The 21,752-nt window shown below is 50.8% G+C and carries 15 protein-coding genes and 2 pseudogenes; 13 read left to right on the top strand and 4 right to left on the bottom strand.

What is annotated here, in order from left to right; translation table 11 throughout:
• Nucleotides 1–295: 295 nt before the first annotated feature.
• Nucleotides 296–1,693, bottom strand: a complete 1,398-nt coding sequence (locus ACM1PF_RS06165; protein WP_416673183.1) for a glycosyltransferase — start codon at nt 1,691–1,693, stop codon at nt 296–298.
• A 258-nt stretch (nt 1,694–1,951) separates the two neighbouring features.
• On the opposite strand from ACM1PF_RS06165, the pseudogene shc reads away from it, so the two are divergent.
• The 5 genes and pseudogenes from shc (at nt 1,952) to ACM1PF_RS06140 (ending at nt 6,828) form a co-directional block, all read left to right on the top strand.
• Nucleotides 1,952–3,906 (top strand): annotated as a pseudogene (gene shc, locus ACM1PF_RS06160) (squalene--hopene cyclase).
• Nucleotides 3,907–4,038: 132 nt separating this feature from the next.
• Nucleotides 4,039–4,854 carry a squalene/phytoene synthase family protein gene (locus ACM1PF_RS06155; protein ID WP_416673182.1) on the top strand — a complete coding sequence of 272 codons (816 nt, stop codon included), beginning with the start codon at nt 4,039–4,041 and terminating at the stop codon, nt 4,852–4,854.
• 441 nt (nt 4,855–5,295) lie between these two features.
• Nucleotides 5,296–5,928, top strand: coding sequence for a DUF6335 family protein (locus ACM1PF_RS06150; protein ID WP_416673180.1), 633 nt, complete (start codon nt 5,296–5,298; stop codon nt 5,926–5,928).
• A 32-nt stretch (nt 5,929–5,960) separates the two neighbouring features.
• A complete protein-coding gene (locus ACM1PF_RS06145) occupies nt 5,961–6,551 on the top strand; it encodes an HAD hydrolase-like protein (RefSeq protein WP_416673178.1) in 591 nt (196 codons plus the stop codon).
• The gene (locus tag ACM1PF_RS06140; RefSeq protein WP_416673176.1) at nt 6,544–6,828 is read left to right on the top strand and encodes a hypothetical protein; all 285 of its coding nucleotides are present in this window, start codon (nt 6,544–6,546) and stop codon (nt 6,826–6,828) included. The genes ACM1PF_RS06145 and ACM1PF_RS06140 overlap by 8 nt, the downstream gene beginning before the upstream one ends.
• A 164-nt stretch (nt 6,829–6,992) precedes the next feature.
• Here ACM1PF_RS06140 and ACM1PF_RS06135 read toward each other — a convergent pair whose 3' ends face one another.
• Together ACM1PF_RS06135 and ACM1PF_RS06130 are read right to left on the bottom strand one after the other, a co-directional pair.
• A complete protein-coding gene (locus ACM1PF_RS06135) occupies nt 6,993–7,985 on the bottom strand; it encodes a glycosyltransferase (protein WP_416673174.1) in 993 nt (330 codons plus the stop codon).
• 31 nt (nt 7,986–8,016) lie between these two features.
• On the bottom strand, nt 8,017–8,487 hold the full coding sequence (locus ACM1PF_RS06130; RefSeq protein WP_416673172.1) for a hypothetical protein: 471 nt from the start codon (nt 8,485–8,487) through the stop codon (nt 8,017–8,019).
• 240 nt (nt 8,488–8,727) lie between these two features.
• Here ACM1PF_RS06130 and psbA point away from each other — a divergent pair, with 240 nt between their 5' ends.
• The 3 genes from psbA (at nt 8,728) to ACM1PF_RS06115 (ending at nt 13,291) form a co-directional block, all read left to right on the top strand.
• Complete coding sequence (gene psbA / locus ACM1PF_RS06125) at nt 8,728–9,789, top strand: photosystem II q(b) protein (RefSeq protein WP_416671627.1); 1,062 nt, start codon at nt 8,728–8,730, stop codon at nt 9,787–9,789.
• Nucleotides 9,790–9,958: 169 nt separating this feature from the next.
• A complete protein-coding gene (locus tag ACM1PF_RS06120) occupies nt 9,959–12,958 on the top strand; it encodes a glycerol-3-phosphate acyltransferase (protein WP_416673170.1) in 3,000 nt (999 codons plus the stop codon).
• 132 nt (nt 12,959–13,090) lie between these two features.
• Nucleotides 13,091–13,291, top strand: a complete 201-nt coding sequence (locus ACM1PF_RS06115; protein WP_416673168.1) for a hypothetical protein — start codon at nt 13,091–13,093, stop codon at nt 13,289–13,291.
• A 195-nt stretch (nt 13,292–13,486) separates the two neighbouring features.
• On the opposite strand, the gene ACM1PF_RS06110 is transcribed toward ACM1PF_RS06115, so the two are convergent.
• A complete protein-coding gene (locus ACM1PF_RS06110; protein WP_416673166.1) occupies nt 13,487–13,846 on the bottom strand; it encodes a VOC family protein in 360 nt (119 codons plus the stop codon).
• A 164-nt stretch (nt 13,847–14,010) separates the two neighbouring features.
• Between ACM1PF_RS06110 and ACM1PF_RS06105 the strand changes: the two genes are divergently transcribed.
• The 5 genes and pseudogenes from ACM1PF_RS06105 (at nt 14,011) to ACM1PF_RS06085 (ending at nt 21,465) form a co-directional block, all read left to right on the top strand.
• The gene (locus ACM1PF_RS06105) at nt 14,011–14,721 is read left to right on the top strand and encodes a DUF1449 domain-containing protein (protein ID WP_416673164.1); all 711 of its coding nucleotides are present in this window, start codon (nt 14,011–14,013) and stop codon (nt 14,719–14,721) included.
• Nucleotides 14,722–14,768: 47 nt separating this feature from the next.
• Nucleotides 14,769–16,696: pseudogene (locus ACM1PF_RS06100) on the top strand (flotillin family protein).
• Nucleotides 16,697–16,797: 101 nt separating this feature from the next.
• The gene (locus ACM1PF_RS06095) at nt 16,798–17,172 is read left to right on the top strand and encodes a hypothetical protein (protein WP_416676580.1); all 375 of its coding nucleotides are present in this window, start codon (nt 16,798–16,800) and stop codon (nt 17,170–17,172) included.
• Between the two features lie 578 nt (nt 17,173–17,750).
• Nucleotides 17,751–19,901, top strand: coding sequence for a glycosyltransferase 61 family protein (locus tag ACM1PF_RS06090; protein ID WP_416673161.1), 2,151 nt, complete (start codon nt 17,751–17,753; stop codon nt 19,899–19,901).
• Nucleotides 19,902–20,202: 301 nt separating this feature from the next.
• Nucleotides 20,203–21,465 carry a hypothetical protein gene (locus tag ACM1PF_RS06085; RefSeq protein WP_416673158.1) on the top strand — a complete coding sequence of 421 codons (1,263 nt, stop codon included), beginning with the start codon at nt 20,203–20,205 and terminating at the stop codon, nt 21,463–21,465.
• The last annotated feature ends 287 nt before the right edge of the window (nt 21,466–21,752 follow it).

The raw sequence follows: 21,752 nt of genomic DNA, 5'->3' as shown, positions 1-21,752 counted from the left end.
GGGTGAAACCAAGAAGAATTGACATTATTGCTGGCACTCAATTCTTGCCTGTCGCGTAATTCGATCGCTCCTCACTCACTTCAAGCTTAGGGGAGAAATGTGAGGGAATGTTGAAGAACGAATCGCAATCGCAGGAATGACACAAATCTATGGAAAACGGAATTCGTCCCCTCGACGGGGTGAATTATATGAAATTACTTCGTGGGCACGTCGAAATTCGCCCCTACTTCTGACTTTATGGGCGCATCGCAATTCGTCCCTACTTCTGACTTTATGGGCGCATCGCAATGCGCCCCTACTTCTCACTCCTCACTCCTCTCTCATATACCCTTCCCTTCCAAACTCCTCCCTGCCCCCGCCAATGTCGCCACGCAGAATCGATCGTCATCAGGTTGTACAGAAAAGCAATTCCAGGTAGAGCGAGGGCATACCCAGGAGAACATTGGTAGAACTGTACCGTTGGCAAATAGGCGATCGTCATCAATAGCCAACTAGCCAATCCAACCAGGGCAATCTCCCAACTGCCAATCCCCACCCCCAGAATCAAGCTAAGGGGTGGAATCAGATAAACGATCGCCATTCCCACTACCGTTCCCGCCAGTAGCAAAGGGGAATAATCTAACTGTGTGTAAGCACTGCGAGCCACCATATCCCAAATGCTTTTTAGGGAAGAATAGGGACGGAGACTGAGGGTGCGATCGCTCAGACCGAGCCAGATGGGGGTGTAGGGGGAGTCAGTAGGGGCGAATTTCGACGCGCCCATAAAGTCGGAAGTAGGGGCGAATTTCGACGCGCCCATAAAGTCGGAAGTAGGGGCGAATTTCGACGTGCCCATGAAGTCGGGATCCAGGAGGGGGGGACGGCTCTTAACGGCTTGTGCTAAGGCGCAATCATCAATTAGAGCATCTCGGATGGAGGCAATACCCCCGATCGCATTGAGGGTTTCCCGTCGTACTAAAATACAGCCCCCAGCGGCGGCAGCAGTAGGATTGCAGGGATCATTCACCCATCGAAAGGGATACAGCTTTTCAAAGAAAAATACGAAGGCTGGAATCAATAGCCGCTCCCAGAAGCTGTCACACCGTAGCCGTACCATCACGGACACGAGGGATAAACTGTCCTGAACGGCTTTGCTGCTCAAACGATACAGATTCAGCGCATCATGCTGGATATCGGCATCGGTGAGCAGAAGGTAGTCGGGAGCAGCGGCTTGTGCTTTTTGTACCCCTTGCTCCATTGCCCAGAGCTTTCCTGTCCATCCAGAAGGCAGCGGGGCAGCCTGCATCACCTGAAGTCGATGAGCCTGTTGAAGGGACTCAGCCGCCTCGATCGCTGCTTGAGCTGTACCGTCGGTGCTGTGGTCATCCACGACAATGATCGTGAAATCTCCAGGATAGTCCTGAGTCAGGAGCGATCGGATTGTGGCTGGCAACAGATCAGCTTCATTGCGAGCCGGAATAACGGCGCAGATGGAGGGGAGGGAGTTGGGAGTTGGCGGGAGCGAAAAGGAGGCGGATTCGAGTTGCTGATCGGAACGCCAGAACTGTCCACGCAGGACTAATAGATAGAGCCAGATAATCAGGGAGAGGAGAGTGAGGAACAAGAGTATGAGGGATGGCAGGGAAAACGATCGCAGAGAAATCAGTAAGAAGGGAGATGACAAAAGGAGTAACGCTAGATCAATTTGACCCATTGGAGTGTTGCCAAGGTTAGGGAGCATGACGCACAATACAGTATTCTAGCTTTGAGACAAAGCTTAACAATGAAGGACTAGGGAAAAGGGGTAGAGGAATCGCAAGGGTAAGCCGCAAATGTTGATGTGAGTGAACGGTATCCTATGCAGACTCAATACGATGAATCGAAAGCATCTTCAAGTTCAGGAGGAACACCAGCCAAAGAAAGTCCAGCACCCAATCCAGCCCAACTTGACCCAGCCCAACTCGACGAGGCGATCGTCCGTAGCCAAGCCTATTTGCTTTCGTTACAGCATTCAGAGGGGTATTGGTGGGCAGATTTAGAGTCCAATGCCACCATTACGGCAGAAGTGGTTTTGCTGCACAAAATTTGGGGCACAGATGCCACTCGTCCCCTGGCTAAGGCAGAACAGTATCTCCGATCGCAGCAGCGGGAACATGGAGGATGGGAGCTGTTCTATGGCGATGGCGGGGAACTGAGTACCTCCGTAGAAGCTTATACGGCTCTGCGATTACTGGGAGTGTCCGCCAGCGATCCGGACTTGCAACGGGCAGGGAGTTTATCCTGAGCCGGGGGGGCATCAGCAAGACTCGAATTTTTACCAAGTTTCATCTGGCGTTGATTGGCTGCTACGACTGGCGCGGTTTGCCATCCATTCCGCCCTGGTTGATGCTGTTGCCCGATCAATTTCCATTCAATATTTATGAGCTGTCGAGTTGGGCCAGGGGCAGTACGGTTCCCCTAATCATTGTGTTCGATCGCAAGCCCGTGTATGTGGTTGATCCAGCGATTACATTAGATGAACTGTACGTTGAGGGTAGCCAGCGCACCTATGAACTGCCGCGAAATGGCGACTGGACGGATCTATTTGTCGAGCTGGATCACGCCTTTAAGTTTGCTGAAAGCCTGAACTTGGTGCCTTTCCGCAATGAGGGACTGCAAGCGGCAGAAAGGTGGGTGCTGGAACGGCAGGAAGTCACTGGAGACTGGGGTGGCATCATTCCCGCCATGCTTAATTCGATGCTGGCCCTACGCAGTTTAGGCTATTCGGTTCACGACCCGATCGTGGTGCGTGGACTTCAGGCGATCGACCATTTCGCCGTTGAAACCGAGGATACCTACTGGGTGCAGCCCTGCGTTTCTCCAGTGTGGGATACGGCCCTGGTAATGCGATCGCTGGTGGATTCGGGCATTGCCTTTGATCATCCCTCCCTGGTTCAGGCAGGAGAATGGCTCCTCCAGCAGCAGATTCTCGACTATGGCGACTGGGCGGTGAAAAATCGTCAGGGCAAACCGGGGGGCTGGGCCTTTGAATTTATCAATCGCTTCTACCCGGACGTGGATGATACCGCTGTGGTCGTCATGGCCCTCAACGCCGTTCAACTGCCTGATGAACCCTTGAAGCAGCAAGCGATCGATCGGGCCATTGCCTGGATTGCTTCGATGCAATGCCAACCCGGAGGCTGGGCCGCCTTTGATATTGATAACAATCAGGACTGGCTCAACCTCCTGCCCTATGGCGATCTCAAAGCCATGATTGATCCCAATACGGCTGATGTCACAGCACGAGTCCTGGAAATGGTAGGACGGTTAAAAGGAATCGGGAATCAAACATTCTCCTCCCTCTCGACTCCTGATTCCCGACTCCTGACTCCTGACTCCTCTCTCCTCTCTCCTCTCTCCTCTCTCTCTTCCCAATCCCTCGATCGCGCCCTTTCCTACCTGATTCAAGAACAAGAACCTGACGGGAGCTGGTTTGGTCGCTGGGGGGTGAACTACATCTATGGAACGAGTGGAGCTTTGACTGCTCTGGCTTTAGTCGCTCCGCAACAGTATCGATCGGCTATTGAACGGGGTGCAAACTGGTTACTCAGTTGCCAGAACCCAGACGGGGGATGGGGTGAAACCTGTCGCAGCTACAATGATTCGTCGTTGAAGGGGCAGGGGGTAAGTACTGCATCTCAAACCGCCTGGGCTTTGATTGGGTTGATGTCTGCCGGAGATGCGATCGGAGATTATGCCGAGACCGCTATTCAAGCGGGTGTGCAATATTTACTCACTACCCAGAGTGCAGACGGGCGTTGGGATGAAGTTGAATTCACGGGAACGGGTTTTCCCTGTCACTTTTACCTGAATTATCATCTCTACCGCCAACATTTTCCCCTCACTGCATTGGGGCGATATCGATCGATATTCCTGTGCATGGGGTAGCTACGGAACGTCTATCTAAAAAAGAGCTACTCTCTTGTACGGTGTAGGAGGATTTTCAATTTATAGCCCCTAAATTACAGTAATTTTCTGGGGTTCACAGTACAACTAGCAGCAAGTTGAGGAGTGCAACGTATGGATTTATATCGAGATGCCCTAGAGATTCTTAAAGAGACGAGTCGGACGTTTTATATTCCCATCAGTCGGCTACCGCGTGGATTGCAAGAGGCAGTTGCATCCGCCTACCTGTGCATGCGGGCGATCGATGAAGTGGAAGACCATCCTGAATTGGAAAACGCGCTCAAGGCGAAAATTTTGCGATCGATCAGTCAAACGATGCAGACGGGAGTAAACGGCTTTGCGGTAGATGCCTTTGAAGCAGAACTCAAACCTCACCAGGATGTTTTACCTGAAGTTTCATTGCGCGTTCGAGAATGGGCCCTGCTAGCTCCCGGTACGATCGCCCCTCGGATTTGGGATGCAACGGCTGCCATGTCCGATCGGATGGCAAATTGGGCGGATGTCAATTGGAAAATTCAAACTGAATTAGATCTCGATCGCTACACGTTCAGTGTGGCAGGTGCAGTGGGGTTGATGCTGTCGGACTTGTGGGCCTGGTACGACGGGACTCAGACCGATCGCACCGAGGCCCTTGGATTTGGTCGCGGACTCCAGGCGGTTAACATTTTGCGGAATCATACCGATGACCTGGAGCGGGGAGTCAACTTCTATCCAGAGGGGTGGGGAGCCGCCCAAATGCATAGCTACGCCCAACGCAATCTTGCCCTGGCGGATGCCTATGCTGCGGCATTGCCGGACGGGCCCGCCCTGGACTTTTGCCGTATTCCGCTGGCTCTAGCCCACGCCACTCTGGATGCTTTGATTGAAGGTAAGGAAAAACTCAGCCGGAGCGAAGTGATGTCTTTGATTGCGATGTGTAGTCAAAGTTAAACCAATCTAACTACCCATCGGTAGTTTCTGAGCACTCTTGTAGGGCGGGCATCTTGCCCGCCTCAATTGTCTGTATCTCTTTTGAGAAAGATAATGGCATTGTAAAAATCGATCGCAGCTTTCATATCTATTTTCATATCTATTTTTATATAGCTATCCTCCGTAGGATTTGAACGGGGTGCAGGGGTAAACCCCTGGTGTGGGGGCGTTGCCCCTACCCCCTTGTTCACAAACAATTTGTGAACGCTATATCAGTTTTCATATCTATCCAGATGAAGAGTTGATTGAATCGATCGTTCGCTACGGTGTAGATAAGAAAATTTTAAAGACCACAAATTTGCCCAGTCTCTTAAAAAAGAAAAGTTTGAGCCTAAATCTCACTTTTTAATTCAATCATTTGTCGCCTTACTGTTCAATTGATGTTCTTCAGGATATGCGATTATGCTTGACAAAAATCAGCACTCCAAATCAACCGCAAATGCCAAAACGATTGGGAAAAATGCCGAAGAACTGAATCCTGAACCGGGATCGAAGGCAAGGACAAAAGCAAATCCACCTGAAGTGGAAAGTTTAGAATCTGAGACCGGCTTAGAGGAAGTGCCGTTTGATCAGGCTGTGATTGATACGGTTGCTGTGGATGACACAGATGATAATTTTGCTGCTGACGATGACGGTGTGGTATCTGAGCCGGATGATGCAGGGGTGGTCAGTAACTTGCCTCAGGAACAGACGGAGACTCGTGGCACTGGACTTCAGGGTCGGCCGAGCGATCGAGCAGGTAGATTTTCCCGACGAAGTGACGATCATTTCAACAACAGCGATGCTAGCCCTGTCCTGACCGGGGGAGATGTGGATGCCAACTATGAACAGGCAAGTGCCGTTGGGGATGAGGCAGTTGGTGGGACGGCAGGTACGCCCGACCAGGATGTTGTTGAGGAATTAGCCGCAGCAGTGGGGGTCGAAATTGATGACCACACAGACGTTAGGATTAACGAGTTACTGGAGGAAAGGGACGATCGACGGTGGGAGCTAGATCCCAAATCCTCAGAGGATTATCCAGAGCGCAAGGATTAATGCCATTCCAGTCTCTTTTTGTGAGGAATGCCATGAGCTTAATGATGGTGGATTTGGACGGCACAGTCCGTGAACCCCTGAGCGGTCAGCAGTACTTTCAATATCCTCAGGATCAGCACATTGTTCCTGGAGCTGATCTTGCAATTCGCTCCTATTCACCAGATTGGATTATCGTCGGTATTACTAACCAGGGCGGTGTTGCAGCCGGTCACAAGTCCATGCAGCATTGTATTCAGGAACAACAATACACCCTTCACCTGTTTCCAGAACTGCGAGAGATTTATTTTTGTCCTGACTTTGCAGGCAGAAAGTGCTTCCGCGTCACTCGTCACAATGTTCATAATCACAGCCAAACGAAATGGTCGGGTCAGTATCGCAAACCGCGATCGGGAATGTTGCAACTGGCAATGGTACGCCACCACCATACACCGCAAGATTCGTTCTATGTAGGCGATCGACCCGAAGATGAACAGGCAGCACGGCAAGCGGGGGTGTCCTTTCAGTGGGCAAGGGACTGGATGAAAAACCGTGAATCGATCGATGAATCAATCAATGAATCGAGCAATCTGAACGGAAGTCAAAAAATTACCAAAATATTAAAAGTGGGAGAAACTGATGAGTGATATGAATGACAAAGTAACAAATCAGCATAAAGCAACAGACCCAGCCTCCTATCCAAACCAGCCGGATGAATCAGAAAAGTCACCCATTGATGAAAAAGTAGTCGATACGCGGGATCTGGTATACAAAGGCGGCTATACCAAAGATCCGCAGGAAATCCTCAGCAATCCGGCTGTTGCCCCCCAGATGTATACCGAAGGACGGGATCTGCGCACCGATATTTTCCGGGAAGCAGAAGCAGCCACTCCTGAACCATCTGAAGAACCAGGGGATGATTAAGTCAGCAATTCCATGCTGGACACATTCCACTGATGCAAATGGAGCGAGTTCCGTAGCGCAGGCAGTGTTTCGACTGAGCACTCAAGCCGAAGTTTTGCCTGCCAGTAAACTGCCCATCCCGCCAATCAAAAGTGGGATATACCCTGACAACTAGAATCTAGACCTCAACCAAACCGTTTTTTCAACTTATTCCAGTTTCGTTTCAGCTTCAGCCCCATTAGCCGGGTTGAAGTCAAAGGCTCGATTGGTTCGCACGGCTTTTGAGTAAAGTCAAAAAAGTGGTTAATCTCATTTAGAATCACAGTCAGACGACTGAGGATTTTCTCAGTCCGATGTTCCGCAAAAAAAGATTCTGGTAATGGTGCATTATTGCAATCCTGTAATACATGCAAAATGCGCTCTACATCATACGCTTGAGCATAACCAGCAATCTTGTGGCAATTGAACCCCGGATCTAAATAGTCTGCCAACCCTCCATTCACACTCGAAAACACTTGACAACCGCAGGCTAATGCTTCCATCGGCTGCAACCCAAACCCTTCCGTCACTCCCTGCTCTGCCCAATATTGCGCTGAATCATAAAGGTAAAGGCGCGATCGGTTAAATAATCCCGGCAGATCCTCAACGAAGGAATCGATCACCGTGACCCGACAACGCGATCGCAGTGCAGGAATCAGTTCCTTTAGTAAATAGTCTGAAGACTTGCGGGCTTGTACCAGCACATCAATATCACGGTCTAAGTGGCGATCGTAAAACTCATCTGAAATTTGATTCGGTAAATAATAGAGCAAGGCATGGGGGGATTTCTGTCCCCAATAGCCCAGTGTATGACGGCTGACGGTAATAATGGGCATGGCAGAAGGCAGTTTAAAACCGTACTCCGCACTGTGGGCGTGATAAACCACCTGAAGCGATTTCAGTTGACTCACGAGCTTAGGTACGTCAAAGCCCCAACTCACCATAAAAATGGCGTTTTTCAGATCGGACTGCTTCAAGACATCTGCTAAAAACGGCTTATCGACCTCTCGCTGCCGATAGGTAACCACTTCTGCTGAACAAATTTGCTGGGCTAACTGAAACGTTTTCAACTCTGCCCACAGGCCGCCGCAGGCAAACCGACCCGTTGTTCCAGGAAGCAAAAAGTATAGTTTCCTCATTCAGATCAATCACTTAATTTAGATCAATCACTTAGTTCTGATCAGCAATACGCTGGTTTAGCTCTTTGCACTTGGCTTCAGCTGCCTGATATGCATTCAAATAGTCTTTCCCCCCTAACATCACTTCACCGTAGTACTCGTAGGGAGCATCACCGTAAATGGGGAGCGGCTCATCCTCCGGGTAATCTTCCTTTGCCTCTTCAACAGCTGCTTTAAGTTGCTTTACGGTCAACTGTTGAGCAGGGAAGTAATAAAGATCTGGCGCGGTGCAGTGCAGGTGGGGCAATGTTGGGTCAATAATGCGATCGTCGAGCTCTAACCAGCCATGTTCAAGCAGAACGTAGGACTTCCTCAAAAGAGCCAGAAACCCCTGAACGTATGCAGCTCCATCCGTCACCAGAGCAGCATTGTAGGCGTTTTTAAAGGACGTTTGTGCCCGACTATTGACCTGTTTTGCCACTTCGATCGAGAGCGATTCATCCAGCGTTTTATTCGTTCGCACAAGTTATTCCCGAAAACGTTTGATGGTGCCTAGTATAGCCAGCTTAGGGGGACTAATTCGCCCTCCTGTTCCCATCCCTTCAGTCTCAAGAATTAGATTTCCTTATCGATTATGCTAGCTTTGATAATCATTAAGACTCTTTACAATCGTTAATGATCTGCTACTATTGTAACAAGTTCGTAATACGGGCTGACATACATACATCATTTGCAGTTTGTAGTTCAAGCACTCATTGGAATTATGACAACAACCTTACAGAGACGCGAAAGCGCAAATCTGTGGGAGCAGTTTTGCAACTGGGTGACCAGCACCGAAAACCGCCTCTACATTGGCTGGTTCGGCGTACTGATGATTCCCACCCTGCTGGCTGCCACCACCTGCTTCATCATCGCCTTCATCGCTGCTCCTCCTGTGGACATCGATGGCATCCGTGAGCCTGTTGCAGGTTCCCTGATGTACGGCAACAACATCATCTCCGGCGCAGTAGTCCCCTCCTCCAACGCCATTGGACTGCACTTCTACCCGATTTGGGAAGCCGCTAGCTTAGACGAATGGCTCTACAACGGTGGTCCTTACCAGTTCATCGTGTTCCACTTCCTGATTGGCGTGTTCTGCTACATGGGACGGGAATGGGAACTGAGCTACCGCTTGGGGATGCGTCCGTGGATCTGCGTCGCCTACTCTGCGCCTGTAGCAGCAGCGACTGCAGTGTTCTTGATCTACCCGATCGGACAGGGTTCCTTCTCAGACGGGATGCCGTTGGGCATTAGTGGTACGTTCAATTTCATGTTTGTGTTCCAGGCAGAGCACAACATTCTGATGCACCCGTTCCACATGCTGGGCGTAGCTGGCGTGTTCGGTGGCAGCTTGTTCAGTGCGATGCACGGTTCGTTGGTGACTTCCAGCTTAGTGCGTGAGACGACCGAGAACGAGTCTCAGAACTACGGTTACAAGTTCGGACAAGAAGAAGAGACCTACAACATCGTGGCAGCGCACGGCTACTTTGGACGGTTGATCTTCCAATATGCGAGCTTCAACAACTCCCGTAGCTTGCACTTCTTCCTGGGTGCATGGCCTGTGGTCGGCATCTGGTTCACGGCATTGGGTATCAGCACGATGGCGTTCAACCTGAACGGGTTCAACTTCAACCAGAGCATCATTGATTCTCAGGGACGAGTGATTGGTACTTGGGCGGATGTGTTGAACCGTGCGAACCTGGGAATGGAAGTGATGCACGAGCGGAATGCGCACAACTTCCCTCTCGACCTGGCAACGGTGAAGGCTCCTGAGATTGTTGGCTAGGTAGCTGACTTCGACCGAGCACAAAATTAGTCCGAAGGGTTCTTCCGAAAGGGGGAACCCTTTTTTATCGGGCATATTACGATTGCTATAGGGTTCGTGACACACAGTGATACGAATCAATGAGTGTTGCGTACATTTCCTTGATTTGCCCTCTGGTATAAATTCCTTCATGACGCTTACGCAGGTTCTTGGTGTATTACTGATTTTCATCCTGTGTCCACTGCTGGGTGGGCTGCCGCTAATTCAATGGATTACCTATGGCTTCACTCGACAACGTCTTTCTAAAGTAGGGACAGGCAATGTGAGTGTTTCAGCCGCTTTCTATCATGGGGGAACGATCGTTGGCGTATTAGCAGTCCTATCAGAAGCAGTTAAGGGAATTGCAGCAGTTTTGCTTGCACGTTATTTTTTTCCCTTTGATCCAACCTGGGAAGTGGTGGCGTTGATTGCGCTGGTGTTGGGGCGCTACTGGATCGGCCGTGGAGCCGGAACCACGAATGTCGTATGGGGCTATATGGTTCATGATTGGATTACGTCTGGTCTGGTGCTGCTGATCGGCGGTGTTAGCTTCACCCTATTCCGGGAACGGCGCTCGGGTAAATTAGCGGTTCTCATCCTGCTGGTACTGCTCACAGCATTACGCCATCCTCAGAATGGAGCATTGATTGGGGCGACGGCACTCCTGAGCCTGATTATGGGTTGGATCTACCACAACATTCCAGACGATTTAGAGTTACCAGAGGCAGGCGTTCAGAGGGATTCGCGGAAAGTGTTTCAGTTCTTTAAAGGTGACCAGTCCTTACTCACGTTAGAGCAGGCGTTAGATGCCAATAAGGTCGGGCAAAAAGCAGCTACTCTGTCCCAATTAAAGCGATGGGGTTATCCGGTGCCGATGGGGTGGGTGCTCCCGCCTGGGGATGCTCCCGCTTCCTTGCTAAACAAGGTACAACCTTCACCCGAAACCCCCTTTGTGGTGCGCTCTTCAGCTGTGGGGGAGGATTCAGAACATGCTTCTGCCGCAGGTCAGTATGAATCCATTCTCAACGTCACTAGCCTGGCTGCCTTAGAACAGTCGATCGCCTACTGCCAGACTTCCTATAATCTCCCGGCAGCAATGCAGTACCGCCAGGATCAGAACGCCACTCAGGGTGGCATGGCGGTTTTGGTGCAAAAGCAGGTACAGGGAATTTATTCGGGAGTTGCCTTCAGCCGCGATCCGATCGCCCGTCAGGGAGATGCTGTGATTGTGGAAGGACTGCCAGGAATGACAAACCAGGTGGTATCTGGACGGTTTACGCCAGAGCAATATCGGGTCTGGGTTCGGGAAGAGGACTTAGCTGCGATCGCGGAACGCTCAGAGCCTACTCCCACTGCCAGTCGTTCTGTGCAATGGCAACTGCCCCCCGAAATTCGCCTGAAAATGGAAGGTAAGGGCAAATTACCTGCCCTGTTGGTACAGCAGGTGGCCTACCTGGCACGTCATCTGGAAATTCAGTATCACGGCATTCCTCAAGATGTGGAATGGACTTACGACGGACAACAGTTGTGGGTACTCCAAACTCGTCCCATTACGACTTTGCTGCCCATTTGGACGCGAAAAATTGCCGCAGAAGTGATTCCAGGGTTCATTCATCCACTCACCTGGTCAATCAACCGTCCCCTGACCTGTGGCGTGTGGGGCAATATTTTCACGATCGTTTTGGGGCGGCGATCGACTGGCTTGAACTTTAATGAGACTGCAACGCTGCACCACTCAGCCGCCTACTTTAATGCCTCCTTGCTCGGGCAGATTTTTCGTCGGATGGGACTTCCCCCGGAAAGTTTGGAATTTCTAACGCGGGGGGCAAAGTTCAGCAAACCACCGATTCTCTCAACCTTACGGAACGTGCCCGGACTGCTGAAGCTAGCGCAGCGAGAGTGGAAGCTAGAGAAAGACTTCAACCAGATGTCTCATGATCTGTTTGAGCCAGGTTTATCGGAATTTACTCACCAGCCCCCTACCCATCTGCCGCCCCAGATGCTTCTCACGCGGATTTATCGCATTTTAAGAATGTTGAAACACGCCACCTATTTCAGCATTATGGCTCCCCTGAGCGCGGCAATGCGGCAATCCTTGTTTAAGGTGAAGAGTAGTGACCTGGACAATTCCCAAACGCCAGAAGTAACCTCAATGAGGGCATTGCAAAACCTGGCAGCCAATGCGCGTCAGCTTTTACCTAATTTGAACGAACTCTCTCCGCAAAGTGAGGTTGTTCTGGCCGAACTCTCAGAAAGTTCGGATGGGGAAGGGATACTGCGGCAGTTTGAGCAATTTTTGCAGAAGTATGGCTACCTCAGCGAAGTCGGAACTGATATTGCCGTTCCCACCTGGAAAGAAAATCCACAACCGGTGCAGGAATTGTTCACGCAGTTTTTGTTTCATCCCCCTCCGCCATCCCGTACAGAGTCAGTTAAACCGCACAATTGGAAAATTCGTCAGGTGCAACAACGGCTGCATTTGAAGGGAAGGGTAACTGCCCTTTATAGTCGCTTACTTGCAGAACTGCGGTGGAGTTTTGTGGCGTTGGAGGAGCAGTGGCGATCGAATGGTTTACTTCAGCAGCCAGGAGACCTTTTTTTCCTGACCTTTGATGAGATTGAGCAGTTAACGACTGATGCTAACCCAGAATTGAGGGAAAAAGTGCCTAAATTGATTGCCCAGCGACGATCGAATCTAGAACAGGATAGCCAGCACGCACCGCCCTCCCTGGTTTACGGCAATCCACCTCCCTTTTCAGAACAGCGGGATTTTGTCATGAGTTCATCGGCTCAAATCTTGCAGGGGATTGGGGCGAGTCCAGGCTATGCCGAGGGTTCCGTTAAAGTGCTGCGTACCCTGAAGCAGGTGTCTGAAATTGGGCGTAAAACCATTCTGGTTGTTCCCTACACAGATTCTGGATGGGCCCCTCTGCTGGCCCAGGCAGGGGGATTGGTGGCGGAAGTAGGCGGACAGCTTTCCCACGGAGCGATCGTTGCGCGTGAATATGGGATTCCTGCGGTGATGAACATTCACCAGGCGACGCAAAGGCTGAAAGACGGGCAACAGGTCAGAATTGATGGTGAGACGGGAGTGGTTGAAATTTTGTCTCCTCCCTCGGAATCTGTTCAGGTTGACGATCAATCTGTGTGATGATCTGTGTAAAACGATTGCAACGAAAACATTACACTTCATTGCAAACTAAAATACGAATCAACCGCAATATGTTACGTTCAATATCGTTGCTCAACATTTGTGTAGAGTTTCTAGAAGAGGGAGAACACTTTGGTCGCTAAATTCCAGCAATCTTCTAATCCTGCCTTACGTGAAGATTTCAGTGAATACGTTGCTCATCTTCAGCTTCATATGGCGTTGCAAGCCCGCAATTTAGTTCCGACGCTGACGAACACCGCCGATAGCCGTGAGCAGCTTTTACATCAAACCCAGGCTGATTTTGAAAAGTTTGTTTCTCGTCAAGTTATTTAACCGGAAACAACGGCATAAATAAAATCATTTTAAGTTTCCATATCAACCTTGTGGGTCAGGGCTTCACCGCTCTGACCTTTTATTTTGCAAAATCCTACTGACAGGCAAGATGCCTGCGCTACCTGTCAAGTAAGATGTGTGAGCTACCTGGCAGGCAAGATGCCTGCGCTGCGGTAACAATTATCTCCTCACTCCTCACTCCTCACTCTCAACCGGCTCATACAAATACTCAAACCAATTTCCCTCCGGATCCCGTCCGTAGAAAGAAGCCGTTCCATCCCGGTGTTCGTGAATGTGGGTCACGTGAACCCGTGCCGTTTTGAGGCGATTGTAGGCTACATCGACCTCCGCGCGATCGTGGAAAATAAAGCCGAAGTGAGGGCCAGCCTGTTCGTAGTTAGGACTGAGCAGAGCTAACCCATCCTCCCCCGCTTTCAGGTAAGCCCAGTCTGGATCTTTCCATACCAGCTCCATCCCCAGATTTTGGTAAAAGGCGGCAGCCCGATCGAGATCCTGTACACAAATAGCAACGTGACCAATCCGTTTAAGGTTCATATTTTACAAAAGCAAAAAAATTACCAAAAAATTACAAAACATTTCTGGTTTCCCCACTTTCATTTTAAGGCAGCTATTTTGGGTGTAGTTATTTGTCTGGTTGAGATCTGACTGCGCTACTTTTTCCAGTTCGACGGCCAATTTCTTACTTTTTATTAACCACAATGCCCCTCTTTGATCTTTCAAACCTTCCGTACTGGATTCTTCTGGGCATCGGTGTTTTGCTATTTCTGTTTGTGATCGTCTCTGGCGGCGGCGGTGATGACCTGGACATGGATGCAGATGTGGATGTCGATATCGATGTCGATGCCGATCTGGATGTCGATGCTGATCTGGATGCCGATGCCGATGCCAGTGATTTCAGTGCGTTTCAGGCGTTGGGCTGGCTAGGGTTTGGTAAAGCACCGCTGATCCTGCTGTTGGCAACCGATTTGAGCCTGTGGGGATTGTTTGGCTGGATGCTGAACGTTTTCCTGGGTGAAGGTTTGGGCGGATTAGTAGGTGGGTTCGTCGGTGGAATGATTTTTACCCTCTCGCTCGTCATTGCTTTATTGGTGGGCGGACAAATTGCCAAACCGATCGGCAAAGTGTTTGCAGCCTTTGGCGAAGATGCCAGTGGCGATCGACTGGTAGGCTGTATTGGCACAGTGAGTACGGCCCGAATTCCCATCACGACCGAGGGCAAAATTGGTCAGGTGGATGTGTTAGATCCAGCCCGCAATTTAGTCACAGTAAATGCAATCTTGCCGGACTGGGCTAAGGTGATTCCCACACGAGGGGACAAGGTACTGGTGATTGAGCGATCGCCCCAGGGTTATCTCGTCATCTGTAAAGACAGTTCTGATCAAGAACACTGGTTTTCAGCCAAAAATTAAATAAACCATCTGGATCGCGTTTTATCCTTTTTCCTTCATTTATCCTTATGCTGTTCTGGTTAACGTTTATTCAAGCTCTCCCGTCCATTGCTCTCCCTGAATCAGGTGCTGCTTCTCGATTAGATGCGCGAAGTGAATTAGCTACCGCTCAGGTGCCTATTCAGTCAGAAGTTCGTGTCCTTTCTCCTACTCCGACACCTGTGATCGGGCAGTTGGGGGGATTACTGATCTTTCCCGGTGTGATTGCCGGGTTAATTGTGCTACTGCTGGTTAGTGTTTGGGCCTACACCCGCGTGTACACAATTACACCCAATAACGAAGCGTTTGTGCGGACGGGGGGAGTGCTGGTTAAGCAAAAAACGGTGGTCTTGAATGGCGGCTGTGTGGTGCTGCCAGGATTTCATGAACTGACCCGTGTACCGTTGCGGGAAATTTCGATCGATGTGGAACGGACTGGGAAGTTAGCCGTACGGACGCGGGACTATTTGCGGGCAGATATGCGGGTCACTTTCTATGTCTGCATTAATGCGACAGAAGAAGATGTTCTGACTGCGGCAGCACGATTGTCCCAGGGTAATCGGATTACGCCAGAAGACATTAAAAATGCCCTGGAAAAGCGGGCGGATGATGCAATCCGTGCTGCAGCAAAAACCAAGAGCCTGGCAGAGATTGATTCAGATAAATTAGGCTTTGCCCAGGAAGTTCTGAATCTGGTACAGCAGGATCTCAACAAAGTCGGTTTAACCCTGAACAACATTGCAATCTCTGAAATTCAGGAAAGCGACACCTACGACACCAACAACTTTTTTGATGCTCAAGGGGTGCGATTGCGGACAGAAACAATCCAACGATCGATCCAGCAAAAGCGGGAAGTGGAATTATCGACCCAGGTGGCGATCGAGCAGAAAGAATTGGATGCCCAGAAGCGATCGTTACAAATTCAGCAGGAGCAGGAAGCCGCCCGGTTAGAACAGCAGTTTCAGGTGGAGGCTTTAAAAGCCCAGCGAGAACGAGAAATTCAGGAAGCCAAAGAGCGGGAAATGGCAGCAACCCAGCGAACCAAGATCTTGCAGCAAAAGCTGGTCGAAGAGGAGGAAATTCGTCGTAAGTTGGGAGTCCAGGAAAGCCAGATTGAGGCAGATATTGCCCTGGAGGAGCGCAACAAACAGTTAAAGGTTGCCAAAACTCTACAGGAGCAGGAGGCAGAGGTTGCAGAAATTCATCGGCAAAAGATCCTCGACTCGAACCGGCTGGAAGCGCAGGTGCAGGTGGCAGAATCCGAGCGACTGGCTCGACTGGCCCAGGAAGATGTGGTGATTGCGATCGCCAATAAGCGGAAATCCAGTTTTGAGGCAGAAGCGGAACGGGCTAAGGCAGAGGCGGCTGTCACCACTGCAACTGAAGTCGAAGTCGCAGAACGGCAGCGGCAACTAGCCACGATCGCAGCCCAAAAAGCAGCAGAAGAACAACGGATTGCCGAGCAAAACGTGGTGGAAATTGATGTGTTCCGACGGCGACGGCAGGCGGAAATTGCCAGACAAACGGCAGAGTTAGAAGCAGAGGCGATTCGCGTCCGGGCAGCGGCCAATCGGGATGGCGCTTTGGCGGAAGCCGAAGGGTTGACGGCTCAGGTGGAGGCAAAGAATAAATTGACGAATGCTCGGCTAGCGGCGGAAACCTTCACCACCGTCTGGCCGGAACTCTCCGAAAAATTGCCGGAACTGCTGCAAGCCCTGGCCCCCAGCCTGGCGTAATTGGCGATGCGCGGATCTATGCCTTTCCTGGAGCAAATGGCAACGGCAACAGCAACGGGAATGGAACGCAGGATATGAGCAAAATTCTCCTGTCCACCAGCGGTTTAGCGGTACTGAATACGATTCTGGAAGACGGCAAGCTAGGGTCGTTGATTAGCCAGATGGGGCAGGCCATGCGGCAGAACCCGGCGGATCAGATTAATGGCGGCGATCCAGGGTAAGCTGAGGGAGAAGCAGAATCTTAAAGCGGTTTATGACTAAAGCGATACGGTTTAGAGTTTGGGGCCTGGCGATCGGTTGTGTCCTGTGGTTGTTCAGTGGAATGATCGCTCCGGCAGCATGGGCACTGACGCAAATTAACTTGACCGATCTCTCCTACCACGAATGTCCGGCCGAGTTAGCGGAGGGAGCCATTACGCCAGGTGGGGCAAGTCGTCCGGCCAACTGCTTTATCATCACCGGAAATGCTGAAAATCGATCGGGAAAGCCGATTTACAATGCCGATATTTTCGGGCGGGTTTACGATGCCAACGAAAATCCAGTGATGCAGAATCGGACTCGGCTGGGATCAATTGAGGAGGTTCCCCCCGGAGTCAGCGAGTTTGAGCTGAGAATTTCAGTTCCAGCCAATCAGCCTACTCCCCTGAAGCTAAAACAATTCAAAGCATCAGGCTTTACGGGGACGGTGCGTCGTTAACCCTTTGCCGTCCATCTGCATACCATGACCTCCCACCCGATCGCCACTCACCTTGATCAGGGTCTTGAGAGCCTTGCTCAGGGCCAATATGAAGCGGTAGTCACTGCCTGCGAACAGGAGATGGCGGCGCATCCCGATCGGCTGTTGAGCTACTGGTATTTGGGTTTGGCGCGACTCTTGCAGGGAGATGAAGCGGAAGCCCAGGCGATTTGGTTTGCTGCAACCACGGTGGCAGAACCGGAAGACCTGGAAGCGGGCATGGCAGAGTTGGTGGATATCCTGTGGACAGAAATCGATCGGCAGTTGCAGCAGGGTAGACCCGACTTGGCAGAGCGCATCTGCTGGCAGTTGATTGAAATCGATCCTGATCCAGCCAAGAGCTATCTGCAATTGGGACAAACCCTGGCCCTGCAAGCACAGTTTGAAGCAGCGATCGAGCAATGGCAAACGGTTCTGACCTTCCAACCCGATGCAGTTGAGGCGTATCAACGACAGGGGGAAGTTTGGCAATCTCTGCCCAGTGGGATGAGGCGATCGCGGCCTATTCTCAAGCGATCGCACTTCAGCCGAGTTGGGAGATGCACTATCAACTGGGAATCTGTCTGGGACGGCAAGCCCAATGGGCAGATGCCCTGGCGCAATTTGAGCAGGCTCTATCGCTCCATCCTGACTTGCGATCGGGCTATGGCGATCGGGGTTGGGCCCAGCTTCAGCAGGAACAGTGGCATGCGGCTGTGGCTGATTTTCATACAGCGCTTTGCACCCGAACCCGGTGGGCAAAAATTTACTGTGAGTGGGTGGATGGACAGACTAAATCCCATCAATCGCCCCTGATCCAGCAAAATGCTCGATTTTTTCAGGCTCTTTGCTCCCAGGAATCAGCCGCCATCTATTTTGGGCTTGGAAAACTTTTGGCGCGGCAGCGGAATTGGCAGCAGGCGATCGCAGCCTATCGTCAGGCTCTACAGGAGCAGCCAGAGTCACCCGAAGTCCTCACCGCTCTGGGAGATGCCCTGAGGACTTCTGACCCGCAGGTTGCGATCGCAGCTTACCAGACGGCACTACGCTATCACTCAGATTTGCCGGAAGCCTGTTTGGGGCTGGGACGGTTACTGTTGGTGCAGGATCGAGATTATGCGGTAGCTCTATTTCAAAAGGCGATTCAGCTTCAGCCAGAAAATGCCGAGGCGTATGTGCTCCTGGGGCGATGGTCGAATGCATCGGTATCAGAAAAAATCACGCTTTATCGGCAAGCGTTAACCCTGCAACCCGATCGCCTGGATGCTTTGCTGAATTTAAGTTACGCGCTGGCGGAGAATGGGGAAACCCAGGAGGCGATCGAAGGCATGCAGAAAGCTCTCACCCTTCAGCCCAGCCTGTACCGTACCCTGCAACCTGTCCTGAAATCCCTGTTGCCGATCGATTCAGAGCCAATGGGTTCAGAGCTAATGGATTCAGGTTTGAGTTCAGATTGGTCAGATGCAGCAGATTCAGATCCAACAGATGCAGATCCAGCAGATCCCGATCGTTCTCAATACTCCCCTGCTCAACGACTGGGACTGTGCGAACCCCCCACCGGATTTTATGAAACCACTGAAGCCTGGGCAGATCAAACGTCCCAACCCTACCTTGCTGTTGACTCCCCTACCGTTATCCATCTCACCCTGCCGAAGGGATTAGATCATCAGGGAAACCCACTCCATCAGCGTGAAGCCCACGTTAGCTACCGTTTTGGTTCCCAAATTCAGCTTCCAGGAACCTTTGTTGCAACGATTCCCCAGGGACAATTCTGGTTGAGTCCTGATCAAACTGCCAGTGCTGTTTTAACCGCAGAAGATCAGATCTTGGGCGATCTCTCGCCAGAATTTCCCCTGCTGAGTCCCGGACATCCCGATCGCCATCCCAGTTTTCATTCCCTATTGTCAGTGGAAAAGCGTTCGCCCCGCAAATCGCTGAATGGAACGATCGCTGTACTATCTGGCTTGACCAATGATATGTATTTTCATTGGATGTTTGATGTGCTGCCGCGAGTTCATCTCTTGCAGCGATCGGGAGTTGATTTACAACAAATCGATGGTTTTGTAGTTAGTACGAATTTGACTTTTCAGCAGGAAACTTTGGCGTTCCTTGATATTCCAGAATCTAAAGTTTTACCAACCGAACACCATTCCCATATTCAAGCCGATCGCCTCATCGTACCGTCCTATCCCGGTAGTCCAGCCTGGATGCCGCAATGGGTTTGTGATTGGTTAAGAGCGTTATTTTTAGGAGACAGTTCCCAATCCTCAGGCACCGATCGGCTTTATATTAGCCGCCAATCCACTGCCAATCGTCGGGTTATCAATGAGTCGGAAGTGCTGGAATTGCTGGAGCAGTACGGCTTTCGCTGCGTTAGTTTAGAGGAGCGATCGGTTAAAGAACAGGCGATGTTATTGGCCAACGCCGAAATTGTGATTGCCCCCCACGGCGGCGGACTGACCAATACGGTCTTCTGTCGTCCTGGAACAAAAGTGATTGAGCTGTTCTCGCCCAACTATGTCTATCCCTGCTACTGGTTGGTCAGTAATTTACTGGAACTCGATTATTACTATTTGACCGGGAAAACGCCAGCCGGAACCTTTTTGCATGACTATCTTTACCCCGATCCACGACTGGCAGATATTTGGATTGACCCGAAGGAATTGCAAACCCTTTTGAGCCTGGCAGCAGTGAATCCGATCGCTCCTTGATGTTGCCTATTGATCTGGTGTTATCCGCCACATTTGCGATCGTTTGAATTTTCAAGCTCCTCTAGAAGATAGATGCCTGAACCGTCTAGTGCTACTTACACTGAACCATAGATTGAAAAGAGTTGTACTTTGTACATACTTCTTTCGGTAGCAATTGCAGTGGTTAGCCCCGGTCTTGTGCAGTGTACGGCAGATCTGTAGCTTTTTACAGGGTAGTGATCATCGCCGTTTGACGTGAGCAGGACACTCGGAATGCATTGCTGAATCGCTTAGGGTTTTCCTTTATTCCTCCTTGTGAATCATGTATACAAACATCCTCAAATGTACTGCTCTAACTGGTTTTACGGCATTTATGCTAGCCGCCAACAGCCTAGTAGCCCATGCGGAGCCAGCTATTCCCAATACTGATGGTGTTGATGGTGCGACCTATGATGCGGCAGTAGAATCTTATGCCGAGAGCGCAATGGTTGCCAATGATCTGAACGATCGGGATGCAATCGCCCTGGAACCTACTGATCTGGAAGCCACTGATCTGGAAGCCACTGATCTGGAAGCCACTGATCTGGAATCCGCATATCAAGAGCCAGCCCTGGTTCCAAGTTTTGATCCGACTACGACTGAACTCAATACTCTGGATACGGCCACTTCAACCCATCTAGAGGCGATCGAACCTAATCCATTTGATCTGGCATTAAATGAGATTGATTGGATCGATGAGGCTTATGGTGATGAGACGGATGCTTTAGCTGAATTGGATACGGTAGCTACTCCTGCAACCGTTCCTTCAACCATCGACGGCACCTCAGATTTCCTGAGCTTAAATGAAACGTTTGAAACTTCAACTTTGGAGACCCAAACGACGGCACCTGATGATGAAATAGCGGATGCGACAAACATTCCTGAAGAGATTGCAGCTACACCCGAAAGCAACCTGGTTAGTGCTTCAGTTGAGGCGAGTACCGATTCAGAACCGATCGCTCCCCTGGCTGACGCAGTAGACAGCACCAGTGCGATGGATTTAATCAACCAACCGACTCAGGCTCAAACCACCGATCCGGCTATTGATGGACTGGAAGTTCCGGCTACTCCAGGTGATCCAACCGAAGCAGACACCTCCATTGCTCAGGTGATTGCTCCCGGTCAACCGACTCGTTCTGGCCCAAGCTACATTGGCGCAGGCGGAAATATTGGTTTCGGAGGCAGTACCGGAATTGGGCGAGGCAACTTTGCTGTATTCAGTAAATTGGGTTTAACCAACAACTTCTCCCTCCGACCCGCCGTCTTCGTTGGCGATCGCACCACATTCCTGATTCCCGTCACGCTCGATTTCCCAACCGGAGCATTGGTGGATGATGCAGTCCCCTTCAGCATTGCCCCCTATGCCGGTGGTGGAATTGGTATTTCCACCGGAGATGACAGCCGAGTGCGACCCATCATCACCGCAGGAGTTGATGCGCCGATCACCAACCAATTCACAGCCACAGCAGGGGTGACAGTGGGATTCTTCCGCAACACTGAAGTTGGACTGATGCTGGGGATTGGCTATAACTTCGGCGGATTCTAAGGGGGGTGCGGCAAAATAACGTACCCGTTAGGGATACACTACTGTGCGCCCTTACAGCCAATTGCCTTTCCATGACAAATCGCTCACAGGTAGACAAGACTTCGGCGTGAGCTTAGTCGAACGCTGCCTGCGCTACGGCGATCGTCCATTTGCGTCAGTTATTTACGTGGGATACTCCCAATAAAGAACAGGAAAAGGTTGGAACCAACCAAATTCTCAACCTCTTCCTGCTCTTAACTTTTCTCAGCCTTACTTCTCTACAGCCTTACTTACTTTTACTATTTACT

Source organism: Egbenema bharatensis FJBBOT/2019 (assembly GCF_048077055.1).
Lineage (GTDB): Bacteria > Cyanobacteriota > Cyanobacteriia > Elainellales > Elainellaceae > Egbenema > Egbenema bharatensis.
This window is presented reverse-complemented; position numbering and strand designations above follow the sequence as displayed.